The sequence below is a fragment of the Serratia sp. HNCC26DJ244 genome, assembly GCF_057180565.1.
In genome coordinates this window covers 121,872-137,691 of sequence record NZ_JBXUGO010000012.1, presented here as the reverse complement: position 1 = coordinate 137,691, position 15,820 = coordinate 121,872, and the positions used below count along the sequence as shown (strand labels likewise).

Sequence of the window (15,820 nt, the reverse complement as noted above, 5' to 3'; positions counted from 1 at the left end):
CCCTTTAGCTAAGCAGTGCCAAAAGAATAACCAATCAGGTTACTTACTCAAGGTGAGACCACCGGATGCTTACGGTTATATGCCGCTCTGACTTGATCTTTATCTGAGTGGGAGAGCTAGGCTTCGATCCATTCGCCGGGGTAGCCGAGTTCGTTCAGCGCGGTTGATAGTGTTGCCCGTATGCCGTATCCGATAAGTTTGTCTTTGTAGCACATTCTGCGCAGGTCGGAATTAAGAGTGTTTTCGCTGATAGGCTGGGTGGGGTCGGTATGGTGGCAGAACAGATTTTGAGTTTGAAGGTTTTCCAGTGTTGAGCGTACTCGGAAAAAAGAATACTGCCCTCGGAGGCGATTTCTGCCTGGGTTTTTTCCTGTTTTCGGGTCTTGCGCCAGCGTGGAACAGTGCCATTCGCAAGCAGATAATGAGCCTGCAGGTGGGCTTTTTTTAGGTCTACAGTAGGATAGGTGCCAAAGGAGATGCGTTTCTGGCGGCCCTGCCAGTAGAAGCGGAAGAGCCAATTTTTGGTGCCGTTGGGGTTGATGTTGAGATACAGCCCTCCTCCGTCTTTAAGCGTATAGGGTTTCCGGTAGTTCTGGCACGGCGAATGGCTAAATCGCGGTCAGGTGAACCATTGGCCGTTCCTCTCGTCTGTATTGGTTTCCGGTTGTGGATCGTGGTGACGAGGAATAGAAAACGGACGCCTACTACCGGTAAAGACAGGTATAGATGCTGATAAGGAAAATTGTCCGATGGACTTGTTGAACGAGCGCAATGGCGTTATCGGTAGGCTTAACTGTACTGGTTTTGAGTGTGTTTTGGTGATGGTGCTTGGCAGCCACTGAAAATATTATGCTTTTATTTCAGTGAAATGTGGTGCTCAAAGGCACGCACTGGAAGGAGATTTGGAGCGGGAAACGAGACTCGAACTCGCGACCCCGACCTTGGCAAGGTCGTGCTCTACCAACTGAGCTATTCCCGCGTCGCATGGGTATTACTTTAATATCTATGACTGAACTTTAGTTCTAACCTATTGATACCCAAAAGCTTTTAACAGAATCGGCTATCAATATGGAGTGCATTATCTACTAATCGTTTTGCCTTGGCAACCCCCTGTTCTTAATAAAACATCGGTGACATTCCAAGTGAATATTTTCCGTTCATAAAGATGCATTCTTGAACAGGCGTAACCGTGCCACCGGGATCGTGGCTTGTCTCGGCACACTGAATTGGGCTGCCTGAGCAAAGGGGATACCCTACCCCAATCACCAGAGCGGTGACAGGGTGAGCAAATTTTTCACGGCAGGATTCGCAAGCGCGGCACCAACGGGATAGACAACAAAGGTAGGCAGGATAAAATAAGGTCGTAATTGCTATTCAGTTGCTCTGCTGACTGGGTAAGCACGCTCAATCTGTCATCGCTACTCGCCAGCCGATGAAGTTGGCTGGCCAAGTCAGTCTGAATTTCATAAGCATCAAGTGCTGCACTGGGTGCTAATCTGTTAAGCAGCCGACGGGTCAATACACCATCGCCCGCCCCCAGTTCTGCCACCGCTTTCGCTTGCTCCCAATCAGCCAGGTTAGCCATTCGATTACACAACCAAGGGGATGAAGGTGTCAAAGAACCAAACGTCCGTGGTGACTTCACAAACTGCCGGATATAGTCCACCTGGTGTCTAAGGTACAATTGTGCATAATTCAGCATCCTATCTTTTTCTCACGTTATCCGACCTATAAACCGGTATTCGGGTATCACAAAACCTACTTTAACGTAGTGAATTCAGCCACTCTGTTTCTGGTTCAGTCGTATTACCCGCCCCCGGTATCCATCCACGCCAGATGTATACTGGCCTCGAGCCTTAGAACTTCGATCATGCGTTTAATGTTTTTCTAATTCGTATTTCTAGGTATCACTTTACGCTTCTGCATGACGATGCAAACTCTTTTTTACCGAGAGCGCATAGGTATTTTCTGAGTCCACTTACCTTCTGGTGCAGGGCTGTCATGTTGACCGAGACAGATGACGCTTTTTCGCCTTTGCTGTTTGCATCGCAACATTTATTGTTTGCATCGCTACATTTGCTGTTTGCATCGCATTGCTGGCGGGGCTACAGCGCTGTAGCCCCGCCATTTTTTATCACTTATTTTTATGTCGCCGCAGCCAGATTAATTTATAAGCTGCCGGAATGATAAACATAGACAACAAAGGCGCGGTAATCATGCCGCCAATCATCGGGGCGGCAATTCGGCTCATCACTTCTGAGCCTGCTCCGGTCCCCCACAGAATAGGTAACAAGCCAGCAATGATCACCGCGACCGTCATGGCCTTCGGACGAACTCGCAATACCGCGCCGTGATAAAGCGCATTATCAAGCCCCGCACTGGTGAAGGTTTCCCGCTTGGACAAGGTGGGGTCCGCTTCAATCGCCTGACGTAAATACATCAGCATCACGACACCAAACTCGGCGGCTACGCCAGTCAGGGCGATAAACCCGGTGCCCGTAGCAACAGACATATGGAACCCCTGCCAATAGAGGAACCAGATACCGCCAATCAGCGCAAACGGTAGCGTCATCAGGATCAACAACGCTTCATCAACCCGGCGGAATGCCAGGTACAGCAAAATGAAGATAATCATGATGGTCATGGGAACCATTAACTTCAGTTTTTTGTTGGCATGCTCCAGCAACTCAAACTGTCCCGAATACGACACGCTGGTACCTGGCTTCAGCTTGACCTTTTCACTGATGGCCGCTTTAAGGTCGTTGACCACCGACACCATGTCACGGCCTCGGGCATCAATATAAATCCAGCTCGCAGGACGGGCATTCTCTGTTTTCAGCATGGTCGGGCCTGAAATGACCTTGACCTCAGCCACCTCTCCCAAGGTGATTTGCTGCTGGGTCGGCGTTAATATTGGTAGTTGTCGCAATGCACCCGGTCCGTCACGTAACCCTTGAGGGTAACGGATATTGATCGGATAGCGAGCGACCCCTTCGACGGTTTCCCCCACCGTCGCCCCACCAATGGCTGACGAGACAAACAACTGTACATCGCCCACCGTCATACCATAGCGTGCTGCTTTTTCACGGTTAATATCGACATCGATATAGCGCCCGCCTTCCAGACGTTCTGCCAGCGCAGAGACCACGCCAGGAACGGTTTTCGCCACTTCTTCTATATGTTGCGCCGTAGCATCAATATCAGCGAGAACCGTGCCTGACACTTTAATGCCTATCGGGCTCTTGATACCGGTGGACAACATATCAATGCGATTACGAATAGGCGGAACCCAAAGGTTTGCCAACCCCGGTAATCGAACCGTTTGATCCAGCTCTTCGATAATCTGGTCAATGGTCATTCCTGGGCGCCACTGATCCTGTGGTTTCAGTTGGATGGTGGTTTCCACCATTTCCAGTGGAGCCGAGTCTGTTGCGGTTTCCGCTTTACCTGACTTACCAAAAACCGAGGCCACCTCCGGCACCGTTCTAATCAGTTTATCGGTGGTTTGTAACAGCGCCGCCGCTTGGCCGGGTGAGACACCGGGCAGCGTTGAAGGCATATACAGCAAATCGCCTTCGTTGATTTTAGGTAGGAATTCACCCCCCATTTGGCTAAGTGGCCATATAACGGTAAACATTGACAGGGCTGCTGCCAGTAACGTCATTTTTGGCCAGCGAAGAACCTTGAGCAATAACGGATGGTAAATTTTTATTAGAAAACGGTTCAGGGGGTTGCGGGTTTCTGCCGGTATTTTGCCACGGATCCAATACCCCATCAGGATCGGAATAAGCACAATGGCCAGTAGTGCAGACCCCGCCATCGCATAGGTTTTTGTGAAAGCCAGCGGGCCAAACAAACGCCCTTCTTGTCCTTCCAGGGTGAAAATAGGAATAAACGAAAGGGTGATGATCAACAAGCTGATAAACAAGGCTGGCCCGACTTCAACGGAAGCATCGGTGATCACTTTCCAACGGGTTTGATTATCAATTTGTTGATTGGGGTGATTATGCTCCCATTCTTCAAGCCGTTTGTGGGCATTTTCAATCATAACGATGGCCGCATCCACCATGGCCCCAACCGCAATGGCAATCCCCCCCAGTGACATGATGTTGGCATTCAGCCCCTGGAAACGCATGATGATAAAGGCGATAAATAGCCCAAGAGGAAGCGAAATAATGGCCACCAGTGCGGAGCGCACGTGCCAGAGGAACAGGCCGCACACCAGGGCAACCACCAGAAACTCTTCCAGAAATTTATTGCTCAGGTTATGAATGGCGCGGTCAATCAATTGGCTACGGTCATAAGTGGTCACCACCTCCACACCTTCTGGCAAGCTGCTTTTCAGCGTTTCCAGTTTTTCCTTGACCGCCGAAATGACTTCACGTGCATTCTTGCCTGAGCGCAGAATAACCACCCCACCCGCAACCTCACCTTCGCCATTCAACTCGGCAATACCGCGACGCATTTCTGGCCCAATCTGCACCCGTGCCACATCGCTTAAGTAAACCGGGACCCGGTTCTCACCGGTTTTGAGGACGATATGATTAAAGTCATCCAGGCTGCTCAGATAACCGTTAGCACGAACCATATACTCAGCTTCGGCTATCTCAATAGAAGCCCCCCCGGCTTCCTGATTGGATGAGTCCAGGGCCTGTTTAACTTGCTGCAGGCTGACACCAAACTGCGTCAGCTTTATCGGGTCTACCAGGATCTGGTATTGTTTGACCACGCCGCCGACAGAGGCCACCTCGGCCACATTCGGGATAGTTTTCAGCTCATATTTCAGTAACCAATCCTGCAGAGAGCGTAATTCTGCCAGGTCATACTTACCGCTACGGTCGACCAACGCATATTCGAATATCCAGCCCACCCCAGTGGCATCTGGGCCTATCGCGGAACTGGCCCCTGAAGGTAACTTGCCCTGAACCTGATTCAGGTATTCCAATACACGGGATCTTGCCCAATAAAGGTCAGTGCCATCCTCAAAAATCACATACACATAGGAGTCACCAAATTGGGAAAAGCCTCGCACCGTCTTGGCACCGGGTACCGACAGCATGGTGGTTGTCAGGGGATACGTGACCTGGTTTTCTACAATCTGTGGCGCTTGCCCTGGGTAACTGGTTTTAATAATGACCTGAACATCAGAGAGGTCAGGCAGAGCGTCGACCGGCGTATTGATGACCGTCCAGGCGCCCCAGATACTTAGGAACAAGGCGCCCATCAGCACCAGAAAGCGGTTGGCGACCGAACGCCTGATAATCCATGCAATCATCTTCGTCTCCTCAGTGACCCGAATGTTCGTTGGCTGAAGGAGCGGTCATTTCTAACGACGTAGTGGCTGGTTGTTCCGGATGGCGCATACGTTCAAGCGCACCGGAAATATTCGCTTCCGAGTCGATGAGGAAAAGGCCACTAACAACAATCGACTCCCCCTCGGTCAAACCGGAACCAATTCCGGACTGGCTTTGTGACTCATGTAATACTTTGATTATTTTAGGGATAAACTGCCCTTTATCGTCGACAGTAATAACACGTTGCTCAATACCGGTATCGATGACCGCCTGAGAAGGAATAAGTAACATCTCTTGGCTCTGGGTGTTGAGTTTCAAGTAAGCATTCATCCCCGGTTTTAATAATTCATCTTTATTGTTTACCTGCAGACGAACCTGAATAGTTCGGGTGGTTGGATCAACGCTAGGGAGAATATTCCATTTCTCGATGTTGAATGTTCTATCTGGGTAAGCGGGGACAGTCATTGCAAACTGTGTTCTTGCAAACTGGGAGTTCTCTTTCAGCAAATAAGCGGTCGACTCCGGTAGCGAGGCATTAATCCAGACCGGGTTCATCCCCTGAATTTGGGCAACAACCTTATCTTTTGAAATGTTCATCCCGGTTCTCAAATCAAACGCGGTGATCACACCATCGATAGGCGCTTTAATCGTGAAGCGGGTCTGAATGCTGCGTGTATTGCGCAAGTGCTGAATATCGTCTTCAGGCATCCCCGCAAGACGAAGGCGCTCCAACACCCCTTTCAGTTGCACCGCGCTCCCGCCGGTATCGGAAAGTAACAGGTACTCACTCTGCGCCTCGACCCAAGCAGGAATAGTCATGTCGATCAGCGGAGTGCCTTTTTTAACTTTATCGCCAATCGTCAGCGGATAAACTTTTTCAATGAATCCATCCGATCTCGCTTGGACAATAACAAACTGATATTCGTTAAAACTGACCGTCGCCGGGAGAGTCTGAGAATAGGTCAGACGCCCAGCGCGGACTTTTTCTGTTTTAAGACCCAGATTTTGTACCTGAGTGGGATCGATACGGATAGCGTTGCTACTTTCTGCTGCGACTTCATCGGCATATTTCGGCACCAAGTCCATATCCATAAACGGTGATTTACCCGGTTTATCGAATTTGGTATCCGGTTTCATCGGGTCATACCAGAACAGGACTTTACGCTCTGGTGGCTGCATTTCAGTTTCATCAGCAGAAAAAAGATAATGATAAGCGCCAATGGATATCAGCCCGCCTATTAAAAAACTGCTAATAATCACTGCGGTATATTTTAGTTTGGGAGAAGCCATAATTAATTCCACTGAATACTATTCGGGTGAATGAAAGCAGCAAACACCTCGCAACTGTCATGGCAATGGAAACCAACCTGCCATAGCCGAGATATGGCAGGCCAAAATCCGATTCCAGCAAAAACAGTTAAGGCTGAACGATTTTAATTTCTTGAAGTAATGAAATATCACCCTGTTGTATAAAAGTGAAATTGACATGGCTGTCGACTTTCAGCGCGTTTATGCTGTCATTCACTTCCGTAAAGGTAAATCGCATGGTCATGGCAGGCCAGTGTATTGAAGGAATGGCTTCGTGTGCGATGGTGATTTTCCTGTTATTAAGATCAATTTTTTTCACGACCCCTTCGCTACTGATAACCGCCTGAGTCGCGGCGTTGGCGGTAGTGGTTGTCGCGCTGTGGTGTTGCTCTTCTGCTTGAGTTCCTGCCACCATGCCCACCGAAAAGAGAGCAAATAAAGCAATTTTTATAGACTGACGCATGTTGATAACTCCTTGCTGTTTAAAAAGATCATTCAATCCACCCACCACCCAAAGCGGTGAAGAGGTTTATTTCATTAACTTGCTGGGCATATTTCAGATCCAAAATTGCCTGCTGTGTTGAAAACATTGATCTCTGTGCATCCAGTACCTCGAGATAGCTTACCGCTCCGCTGGAATATAATCCGCGAGCCCGCAACTGGGTGACCTGGAGGGATTCCAGATAACGTTGTTGTGCCGCTAATTGTTTATTGATACTGTCTCGACGTGACAGTGCATCGGCAACATCTTTAAACGCCGTCTGAATTTTTTGTTCGTAGCTAACAATGGATTGTTGCTGGCGCACTTCCGCCAGTGTCAGGTTGGCTTTGTTACGGCCCGCATTAAATATCGGTATTTCAATTTTGGGAATAAAACTCCACATTCCACTCGCAGCGTTAAACAGGCTTGAAAGCTCGGTACTACTTGCTGAAAGGTCACCCGTCAACGAAATTGAAGGGAAGAATGCCGCTCTGGCCGCCCCGATATTGGCATTTGCGGCTTGCAGTAAGTGTTCCGCCTCCATAATATCCGGCCGTTGTAACAAGATATCGGATGACAGTTTCGATGGCAGGGCTAGCGGATTAATCTCTTTTCCCGCCTGGTCTTGATGACTGGGCAATGCGGTATATTTGCCAACAATCAATTGCAGGGCATGGTTCGCCTGCGCGAGGTCGCCTTCTCTTTTGGCAATTTCAGCTTGGGTACTCTCAATCACCCCCCGGGCCTGTTCAAGGGAGAGTAAATTCGAGCTACCGGTGATCAGTTGTTGTTCCACGAAGGCATAGGACTGCTGGTAATTCTTCAGGGTTTCTTGAGCAATACTCAACTGTTGATAAGCTAACTGCTGGTTGAAATAGCTCTGTGAAACGTTGGAGACCAAAAGAATATGCACCGCACGCTGAGCTTCCTCACTGGCTAAGAAATTCTGGCGATCAGCCTCACTTAAACTCTTCAATTTGCCAAAGAAATCCAGCTCAAAGCTGAGCTCCCCGCCTGTTGTATAGGTATTGGTGGTGCTACTGCCACTTTTAATCCCGCCATTATAGGTAATTCCAGCAGAGGCGTTCAGTTGCGGATATCGGTCAGCGTCGGTTATTTTATATTGCGCCCTTGCCTCCTGGACTTTGAGCACCGCCATTTTCAGATCACGGTTGTTATGTAACGCTTGATCAATCAGCACTTGTACCTGGGGATCGGTAAAGAATACTCGCCAACCGGCATCCTGATAGCCTGCTGTTGCCGGAACCAGGGCGTTGCGCGAGAGCGAGAATTGTTGGGGTACCGGGAGTTCAGGCCGGTGATATTCCGGTGCCAGCGAAGTGCAGCCCGCCAAAATAAATAATGTACTGAGCGTGAGTCGTTTTAATTTGTACATAACGCTTCTCATCCAGACTCTCCTGGATAGCTGATTCAAATGATTCCTTCATGATGATGAAAACCTTACCTGAGTGACTCTGTTGGGGGAGTGACAGAATAATGACAAAACTGTCATTTTCATTTTAATCCATTGATATCGTTGCTTGGCCCACTAGAATGAACTGCACGGTAGCAAGGTTGCGGAGGATGCGTGAAAATACTGATCGTCGAAGATGAGGTTAAAACGGGTGAATATCTTAGCAAGGGGTTGACTGAAGCGGGCTTTGTCGTTGACCTGGCAGATAATGGTATGACCGGTTTTCACTTGGCGATGACCGCTGATTACGACCTGATTGTGCTGGATATCATGCTGCCGGATGTGAATGGCTGGGATATCGTGAAAATGTTACGGGCGGCGAATAAAGGCATGCCCATTCTGCTCCTGACCGCACTCGGTACCATCGAGCATCGCGTTAAAGGCCTCGAACTGGGCGCTGATGACTACCTGGTCAAACCCTTTGCCTTTGCAGAACTTCTGGCACGCGTCAGAACGCTGTTGCGCCGGGGCGCTGCCGTCATAACGGAAAGTCATTTTCAGATAGCCGATTTGACGCTGGACCTGGTGTCGAGAAAAGTCAGCCGTAAGGGGAGCCGAATCACACTGACCAGCAAGGAATTCACACTCCTTGAGTTTTTCATCCGCCACCAGGGAGAGGTACTCCCACGTTCATTGATAGCGTCACAAGTCTGGGATATGAATTTTGACAGTGATACCAATGCTATTGATGTCGCGGTGAAACGGTTACGGGCAAAAATTGATAACGATTTCGACCCCAAATTGATTCAGACGGTACGCGGTGTCGGCTATGTGCTTGAGGTGCCCGATGAAGATTAATTACCGTCATCGCCCTTTCTCTCTTGCCACCCGTCTCACCTTTTTTATCAGCCTTTCTACCACCATCGCCTTTGTCGCCTTTACCTGGTTTATGCTGCATTCCGTGAACAAGCATTTTGCGGAACAGGATATTCGCGATCTGACACAAATCAGTATGACGTTGGAAAATATACTGCAAAATCCTGATGAGTCTAAACAACAGAAAATCGAGCGACTCAGCAATATGTTGGACAATTATCACAATATTTCGGTATTACTTCGTGATGAAAATAATCAGCTACTTTATCGTTCACCGGACGGCCCCGACCTGCTACCTGTGCCCTCTTTACCCGATTTTTCACGATATCTGCGCTCTGGTGAGGTATTCCTTTGGTCAGGAGAAAAGCGCAGTCATGCTGGGCACGATGCCGGGCACGATAATGGAGAGATGGAAAAAACCCCGTACCGCCTTATTGCGTCCGCAGTGAAGTCAACGGAAAACGCCACACCGCACACCTACAGTTTACTGGTCGCGCTCTCTATCGATTTTCACCTGCATTATATTAATGAATTAAAAAGTAATTTGGTGATGATCGCCTCAGTCATCAGCCTGATGATTATTTTAATTGTTTTATTTGCCGTTCATAAAGGGCATCAGCCGTTAAGAAATGTCAGCCGGAAGATAAAGAATATTACTTCTGAACATTTGGATGTCAGACTCAAACCCGAACAGGTGCCCATTGAGCTGGAGCAATTGGTTATTTCCTTCAATCATATGATTGAACGTATCGAGGATGTTTTTACCCGGCAAGCTAATTTTTCCGCCGACATTGCCCATGAGATTAGAACCCCGATTACCAATCTTGTAACGCAAACAGAAATTGTGCTAAGCCAGCGCCGACCAGATAAAGAGTTGGAAGACGTGCTTTACTCTAATCTTGAAGAATATAACCGTATGGCAAAAATGGTGAATGACATGCTGTTTCTGTCTCAGGCGGACAATAACCAATTGATTCTTGAAAGATCAATGATAGATATCCGCTTAGAAACCATTAAGGTCTTCGAGTTTTTTGAAGCCTGGGCAGAAGAACAGGAAGTGAGCCTGTCATTTGAAGGTAATCCTGCCATTATTACCGGCGATCCGCTTATGTTGCGCCGAGTCCTTAATAACCTCATATCGAATGCCATTCGTCACACCCCGCGAGGAATGAAAGTCAGCGTTCGTGTTAACACATTGGCTGCTTGGGTTGATATTACCGTTGAAAATCCTGGTTCACCCATCCCAGAAGAACACTTACCGTTACTGTTTGAGCGCTTTTATCGTGTTGACCCCTCCAGGCAAAGAAAAAGTGAAGGAAGTGGTATCGGCCTGGCTATCGTAAAATCCATCGTAACAGCCCATCAGGGTAAAATTAGCGTTGTTTCCGATGCAGTCTCAACCCGCTTCACCTTCTCTCTGCCCCGATAGAAAGGCAGCATAATGGCCTAATCATTCTGGACACTGGCGGTGACAAGAGTGTCAGCGCCAATATTTTTGTCCGGCCCCAAAAAGCCGACCAGAACACTTAACTTATAATGCCCAGATACCCATGAATACCCATATAAACCCCGACAAGTCCAATCAGAGCGCTTGAAAAATAAGGCGCTTTTTTGGCCATTTTATTAAATCCCCCCCAATGTTTTGCAACCTGGTGTACCCCTACAGCGGCACCAACACCGACAGTGACCAACGTCAAGGCAAGCCCAATGCTGAAACTCACAACCAACGTCGCTCCTAATGGTAACGCTTTAAGTTGGATGCAGATGAGCAGCACCGTAATCGCCGCCGGGCAAGGGATAAGCCCCCCCGTCAGGCCGAACAGCAGGATCTGTCCGTTGGTGACTTCTTTTCCGGTAAAGCGGTGCTTAATATCGTTTGCATGAGCGAGTTCGTGAGCATCCTGATATTCCTTAGAATTTACCTCCAGGCCAGCAAGCGCGGCATGACCATGTTCATGTTCGTGCTCATGCTCGTGAAAATCCAGCTTATAATCATGGATATGGCCGCGATGGCCTAGCGACAAACAGACACTAAAGTGATGGGGCTCCGGAATGGGCAATCTGGATTCTAGATAATCACCGTGATCAACAAAATCAAAACACTGTGAAATGTCCGTGGTTGCTCTATGAGTGACTAATGAAACGTCACTGGCTTGCCATTTTCTACCACTGAGTGTGCGTAGACGCCAGTGTGGTGGTTGACCCTCTTCAAAGATGGAGAGCTCAATATGACCATGACCGGTATCTATCCGGCGCGACTCATCATGATGGTGATGCTTTTCATCTTCCTGCATCCCTTCCAACCAGTTTCTTTCCCCTTTCCAGGTCCGCCAGAACATCCAAAGTGCCGTGCCAAAGATGATTACAGCGGAAACTAACTGTAGCCAGGGTTCGGCAGATTCGGCGGTGAACTTATTGCTGAGATACATCCCACCAAAGGCAATCAACCAAACGATTGCGGTGTGTGAAAGCGTGGCTGCCAGCCCCAGCATAACCGCCTGCCTGACCGTGCCTTTGATAGCAATGATGAACGCCGCCATCATGGTTTTTGAATGGCCAGGCTCCAGCCCATGGAGTGCACCGAGTAAAATGGCACTAGGAATGAAGAACCATGCGTTTCCTTGCTGCAAAAGGGTTGAAAAGTCGTTCATGATAATAGTTCTTGCTTAGACAGGATGAGGCGAATTCTACTCCCCCCCAGTAAAATATACTACCCCCCAGTAGAATGAGGGTGTTATAGTCATACCGCTTTTGGCGTAAAAGAGGGTCCAGAATGTCGCATACCATCCGTGATAAGCAAAAAATTAAAGCCCGTACCAACAAGATTCAGGGGCAAGTCGTGGCATTGAAAAAAATGTTGGACGAGCCCCATGAGTGTGCTGCCGTACTACAACAGATAGCCGCAATACGCGGGGCGGTGAATGGATTAATGCGCGAGGTTATTAAAGGGCACCTGACAGAACATCTTGTGCATGAAGGTGAGGAAAAGAAACGCGAGGAAGACCTTGCGGTGGTATTAAAGGTACTGGACTCATATATTAAGTAATCACCACGATTCAAATCTCCTTGTCTTGACAATGACAGCTCAAGATAGCTGCTATAATTAGCACAGGCATAAAAGCAGGAGATTGAATATATGTATCACTCAATTCTAGTGCCCATAGATATTTCAGATCCCGAATTTACCCAAAAAATCATGGCTCATGTTGAAATGCAGTCCGGCCTGATTGATGCAGCTCAGATTCATTTTCTGACAGTGATTCCAATTTTCCCTTATTACGCCTCTCTTGGCTTGGCTTATTCAGGCGAAGTTCCAGACCAAGAAAAGATTAAAAATGAAGCGCTATCAATGCTTTCTGAAATTATTGATAAATTTGGCCTCCCGAAAGACAAGATTAAAAAACACCTAGCGTTAGGCTCCCCCAAAGACGAAATCCTCAATCTTGCTGATTACATTAACGCCGATTTGATTGTCATTGCTTCACACCATCCTGGGATCATCAACTATCTACTGGGCTCAAATGCGGCGGCGGTAGTTCGTCACGCAAAATGCTCGGTTCTTGTTGTCCGTTAAGTGCCTAATAAGTATTTCCACGAAACCTTACTGAAGTAGTAAGGTTTCGTCACCCAGCCGTTCTTCCAGTACAAAATGCGATCACTCTCCTCTCTTGAGATGAAAAAAATGGTCATACTCAACTCTATCCGGAGGTTGGGAGTTAATACTCCGGTATTTTACCCACGGGTTCCAATACGTCGATGACCGTACTTGGGGGGAATTGCTCACTATGAAACAACGTTGGTCCGTCAACTTACTGATCCTTGCTATATCTGGGGGAGCCCTGTTCTTTGGCCTGGCTTTATTCTGGAGTGGCTATCGAGAATGGGCTCATTGGATTTGGATCGGCGGCTCGGTCCCTGCGATTACATTTTTGTTATATGACACACTGCACGCACTTGCCAGGCGTGAGGCCGGAGTCGACCTGCTGGCTTTAATTTCCATCGGCGGCGCTATCGTTTTGGAGGAATATCTCACCGGGGTGGTGATCGCCGTCATGCTGGCCAGCGGTAGAGCGCTGGAAAGCTTCGCGCAACGTCGTGCCGGGCGGGAAATGTCTGCTTTGCTGGCAAAGGCACCGCGAACCGCCAACCGGCTTAAAAGCGTTGACAACAACCAAGATGAGCTGGTGCAGATCCCCTTGGAGCAGGTGGCTCCTCTCGACCGGCTATTGGTGCGCAGTGGAGAAACGGTCCCCGTTGATGGCAGTTTGATCTCGACAATAGCCCTGTTGGATGAATCTATGCTAAGCGGCGAGTCAACCCCCGTTGAGCGCAAAAAAGGGGACGCGCTGCGCAGTGGCGTACTCAATGCGGGTGCACCATTTGAAATGCTGGCGACGGCCAATGCAGATGAAAGCACTTTCGCCGGTATTATTCGGCTGGTTTCTGCCGCTCAAAGTTCGAAAGCGCCTGCATCTCGCCTTGCTGACCGCTATGCGCTGTGGTTTGTCCCCTTGTCGCTGGGGGTCGCTGGTGCAGCCTGGCTTTTGAGCGGTGACCCGGTGCGAGCACTGGCGGTGCTGGTGGTCGCCACCCCTTGTCCCCTTATCCTCTCAGTTCCGATCGCCATTGTGTCGGGTATGTCGATATGTGCTAAGCGCGGTATTCTGATCAAGGGCGGCGGTACCTTGGAGCAACTGGCACAAGCCAAAGTATTGTTTTTTGACAAGACTGGCACATTGACCAGTGGACAGGCGCGCCTGGTTTCCATTAGAACCAGTCGCAATATTAACCCTAACGTTATTCTGGGTGTCGCGGCATCAATGGACCAGATGTCCGGGCATGTGATTGCCAACGCCGTGGTCGCTGCCGCACGGGAAAGAGGCCTTTCCTTATCGCTCCCCTCCGCCGTTCAGGAACAAGGCGGCGCAGGCCTGAGCGGGATACTGGATGGGCAACCCGTAGCCATCGGTTCTTACGAATTCGTTTCTACACTGGCGTCATCCCCTGAGTGGACCCCGGCATTTCTTCAGCAAGTGGCCGAGGATGGTGGCGCTGCGGTCTTTGTCGCCCTGGATGGGAAAATCGCTGGCGCGTTGCATTTAGCGGACCAGATCCGGGTTGAAACTCCGCGCGCTTTGCGATTGCTGCGCAAAGCGGGTATCAAACGTATTGTGATGCTGACCGGCGACAATCGACAAATTGCCGAAACCATTGGAACCGCAGTGGGGGTTGATGAGGTACTGGCTGAGCAGACGCCTGCTGGGAAACAAGCGGCGATTGAATCAGGCCGTTCCTTGGGGACCACGATTATGGTGGGTGATGGCGTGAATGACGCACCAGCGCTGGCTGCTGCTGATGTGGGCATCGCCATGGGGGTGCGCGGTGCGGCGGCATCGTCCGAAGCCGCAGATGTTGTGCTTTTGGTGGACAGACTCGACCGCCTGGCCGAAGCACTGCATACCGCACGCCTGACACGTTCAATTGCAGTACAAAGTGTTATTGCCGGTATGAGCCTCTCCGCCGTCGCCATGCTGGTTGCCGCCTTGGGTTATCTGCCGCCGCTCTACGGTGCACTACTCCAGGAATTGATTGACGTTGCGGTTATCTTGAACGCATTGCGCGCGCTGCAAATTGCCCCGCTGCGCGTCAGCCACCACACATTATCCGCCAACCAATTGCAAGCTCTGCGCGGTGATCACCTTGCTCTCACTCCGGTGCTCGACCACCTGACTGACTTCACTAATCGGCTGAATATGACAGCACCCGCTCAAGTCAGGCAAGCTGCGGTGGCATTGGAAGCGATGCTACAAGAAAAATTATTCCCCCATGAACGCTCCGATGATAGCGATGTGTATCCGGTGCTTGCTGACCTCTTGGGTGGAGACGACCCCATGGCAGCCATGAGTCGAACTCACCGAGAAATCTTTGAATTAGGCCGACGACTCAAACGCCTTATTGATAGCATGCCAGCAGACGGCAGCACTAACAGCGAAACCATCACCGAATTACAGCGTGTTCTCTATAGTTTGGATGTCATTTTACGTTTGCACTTTGCTCAGGAAGAAGAGATTTACCAAAATCTGCAGTGAGAATATAACCACCTTGTCTGCCAATTATATTGTCGCTTGGCTAAAAATAATCAATGCCAAATGCATCAATGCTGTGATTGATTAAACCTGACGGGAATTGTTGGGTATCGTTTAATCGGCTGTACTATCAGCTCACCTGAATTTGTGCTGCCTTCAAAAATTGGAATCAACCTGAGTTTGTTCAGCTCAAGCAGGGTGAAAACATCAAACAATCATATTGTTGTGCGCGTCTTAGATAAAAGGCTTTTCCTGGTATTTCCCAAAAAACAGCCGGGATAAGTCACCCTTGAGTCTTCTTTTTCTGCTAAAAGCAACCGATTGACATCACACTGATTTTTATATAAATTTTCAGCAAAAC

General features: G+C 49.1%; 11 protein-coding genes, 1 tRNA gene and 1 pseudogene. 5 read left to right on the top strand and 8 right to left on the bottom strand.

What is annotated here, in order from left to right:
- Window positions 1-154 precede the first annotated feature (154 nt).
- The 7 genes and pseudogenes from AC2A06_RS11775 to AC2A06_RS11745 all read right to left on the bottom strand — a co-directional run.
- Window positions 155-571 (bottom strand): annotated as a pseudogene (locus tag AC2A06_RS11775) (Arm DNA-binding domain-containing protein); the annotation flags it as partial.
- A 332-nt stretch (window positions 572-903) separates the two neighbouring features.
- Window positions 904-979 (bottom strand) — tRNA-Gly (locus tag AC2A06_RS11770).
- A 315-nt stretch (window positions 980-1,294) separates the two neighbouring features.
- Window positions 1,295-1,702 carry a class I SAM-dependent methyltransferase gene (locus AC2A06_RS11765; RefSeq protein ID WP_484380381.1) on the bottom strand — a complete coding sequence of 136 codons (408 nt, stop codon included), beginning with the start codon at window positions 1,700-1,702 and terminating at the stop codon, window positions 1,295-1,297.
- Between the two features lie 432 nt (window positions 1,703-2,134).
- Complete coding sequence (locus AC2A06_RS11760) at window positions 2,135-5,275, bottom strand: CusA/CzcA family heavy metal efflux RND transporter (protein ID WP_484380380.1); 3,141 nt, start codon at window positions 5,273-5,275, stop codon at window positions 2,135-2,137.
- Between the two features lie 10 nt (window positions 5,276-5,285).
- Window positions 5,286-6,584: an efflux RND transporter periplasmic adaptor subunit gene (locus AC2A06_RS11755; protein WP_484380379.1), complete on the bottom strand. Its 1,299-nt coding sequence runs from the start codon at window positions 6,582-6,584 to the stop codon at window positions 5,286-5,288.
- Between the two features lie 127 nt (window positions 6,585-6,711).
- A complete protein-coding gene (cusF, locus tag AC2A06_RS11750; RefSeq protein WP_484380387.1) occupies window positions 6,712-7,065 on the bottom strand; it encodes a cation efflux system protein CusF in 354 nt (117 codons plus the stop codon).
- A gap of 28 nt (window positions 7,066-7,093) precedes the next feature.
- Window positions 7,094-8,479: a Cu(I)/Ag(I) efflux RND transporter outer membrane protein gene (locus tag AC2A06_RS11745; RefSeq protein ID WP_484380378.1), complete on the bottom strand. Its 1,386-nt coding sequence runs from the start codon at window positions 8,477-8,479 to the stop codon at window positions 7,094-7,096.
- Between the two features lie 192 nt (window positions 8,480-8,671).
- Between AC2A06_RS11745 and AC2A06_RS11740 the strand changes: the two genes are divergently transcribed.
- Together AC2A06_RS11740 and AC2A06_RS11735 are read left to right on the top strand one after the other, a co-directional pair.
- A complete protein-coding gene (locus AC2A06_RS11740; RefSeq protein WP_484380377.1) occupies window positions 8,672-9,355 on the top strand; it encodes a copper/silver response regulator transcription factor in 684 nt (227 codons plus the stop codon).
- A complete protein-coding gene (locus AC2A06_RS11735; protein WP_484380376.1) occupies window positions 9,345-10,802 on the top strand; it encodes a Cu(+)/Ag(+) sensor histidine kinase in 1,458 nt (485 codons plus the stop codon). Before AC2A06_RS11740 ends, AC2A06_RS11735 begins: the two co-directional genes overlap by 11 nt.
- Before the next feature lie 97 nt (window positions 10,803-10,899).
- Here AC2A06_RS11735 and AC2A06_RS11730 read toward each other — a convergent pair whose 3' ends face one another.
- Entirely contained in the window at window positions 10,900-12,024 is a 1,125-nt protein-coding gene (locus AC2A06_RS11730) for a nickel/cobalt efflux protein RcnA (RefSeq protein WP_484380375.1), read from the bottom strand.
- Window positions 12,025-12,146: 122 nt separating this feature from the next.
- On the opposite strand from AC2A06_RS11730, the gene rcnR reads away from it, so the two are divergent.
- The 3 genes from rcnR to AC2A06_RS11715 all read left to right on the top strand — a co-directional run bounded on the left by rcnR (window position 12,147) and on the right by AC2A06_RS11715 (window position 15,462).
- Complete coding sequence (gene rcnR, locus AC2A06_RS11725) at window positions 12,147-12,419, top strand: Ni(II)/Co(II)-binding transcriptional repressor RcnR (RefSeq protein ID WP_484380374.1); 273 nt, start codon at window positions 12,147-12,149, stop codon at window positions 12,417-12,419.
- A 90-nt stretch (window positions 12,420-12,509) separates the two neighbouring features.
- Window positions 12,510-12,947 (top strand): universal stress protein UspF, encoded by a 438-nt coding sequence (gene uspF, locus AC2A06_RS11720; protein ID WP_023490403.1) that lies wholly within the window; start codon window positions 12,510-12,512, stop codon window positions 12,945-12,947.
- Between the two features lie 211 nt (window positions 12,948-13,158).
- Window positions 13,159-15,462: a heavy metal translocating P-type ATPase gene (locus AC2A06_RS11715; RefSeq protein ID WP_484380373.1), complete on the top strand. Its 2,304-nt coding sequence runs from the start codon at window positions 13,159-13,161 to the stop codon at window positions 15,460-15,462.
- Window positions 15,463-15,820 lie beyond the last annotated feature (358 nt).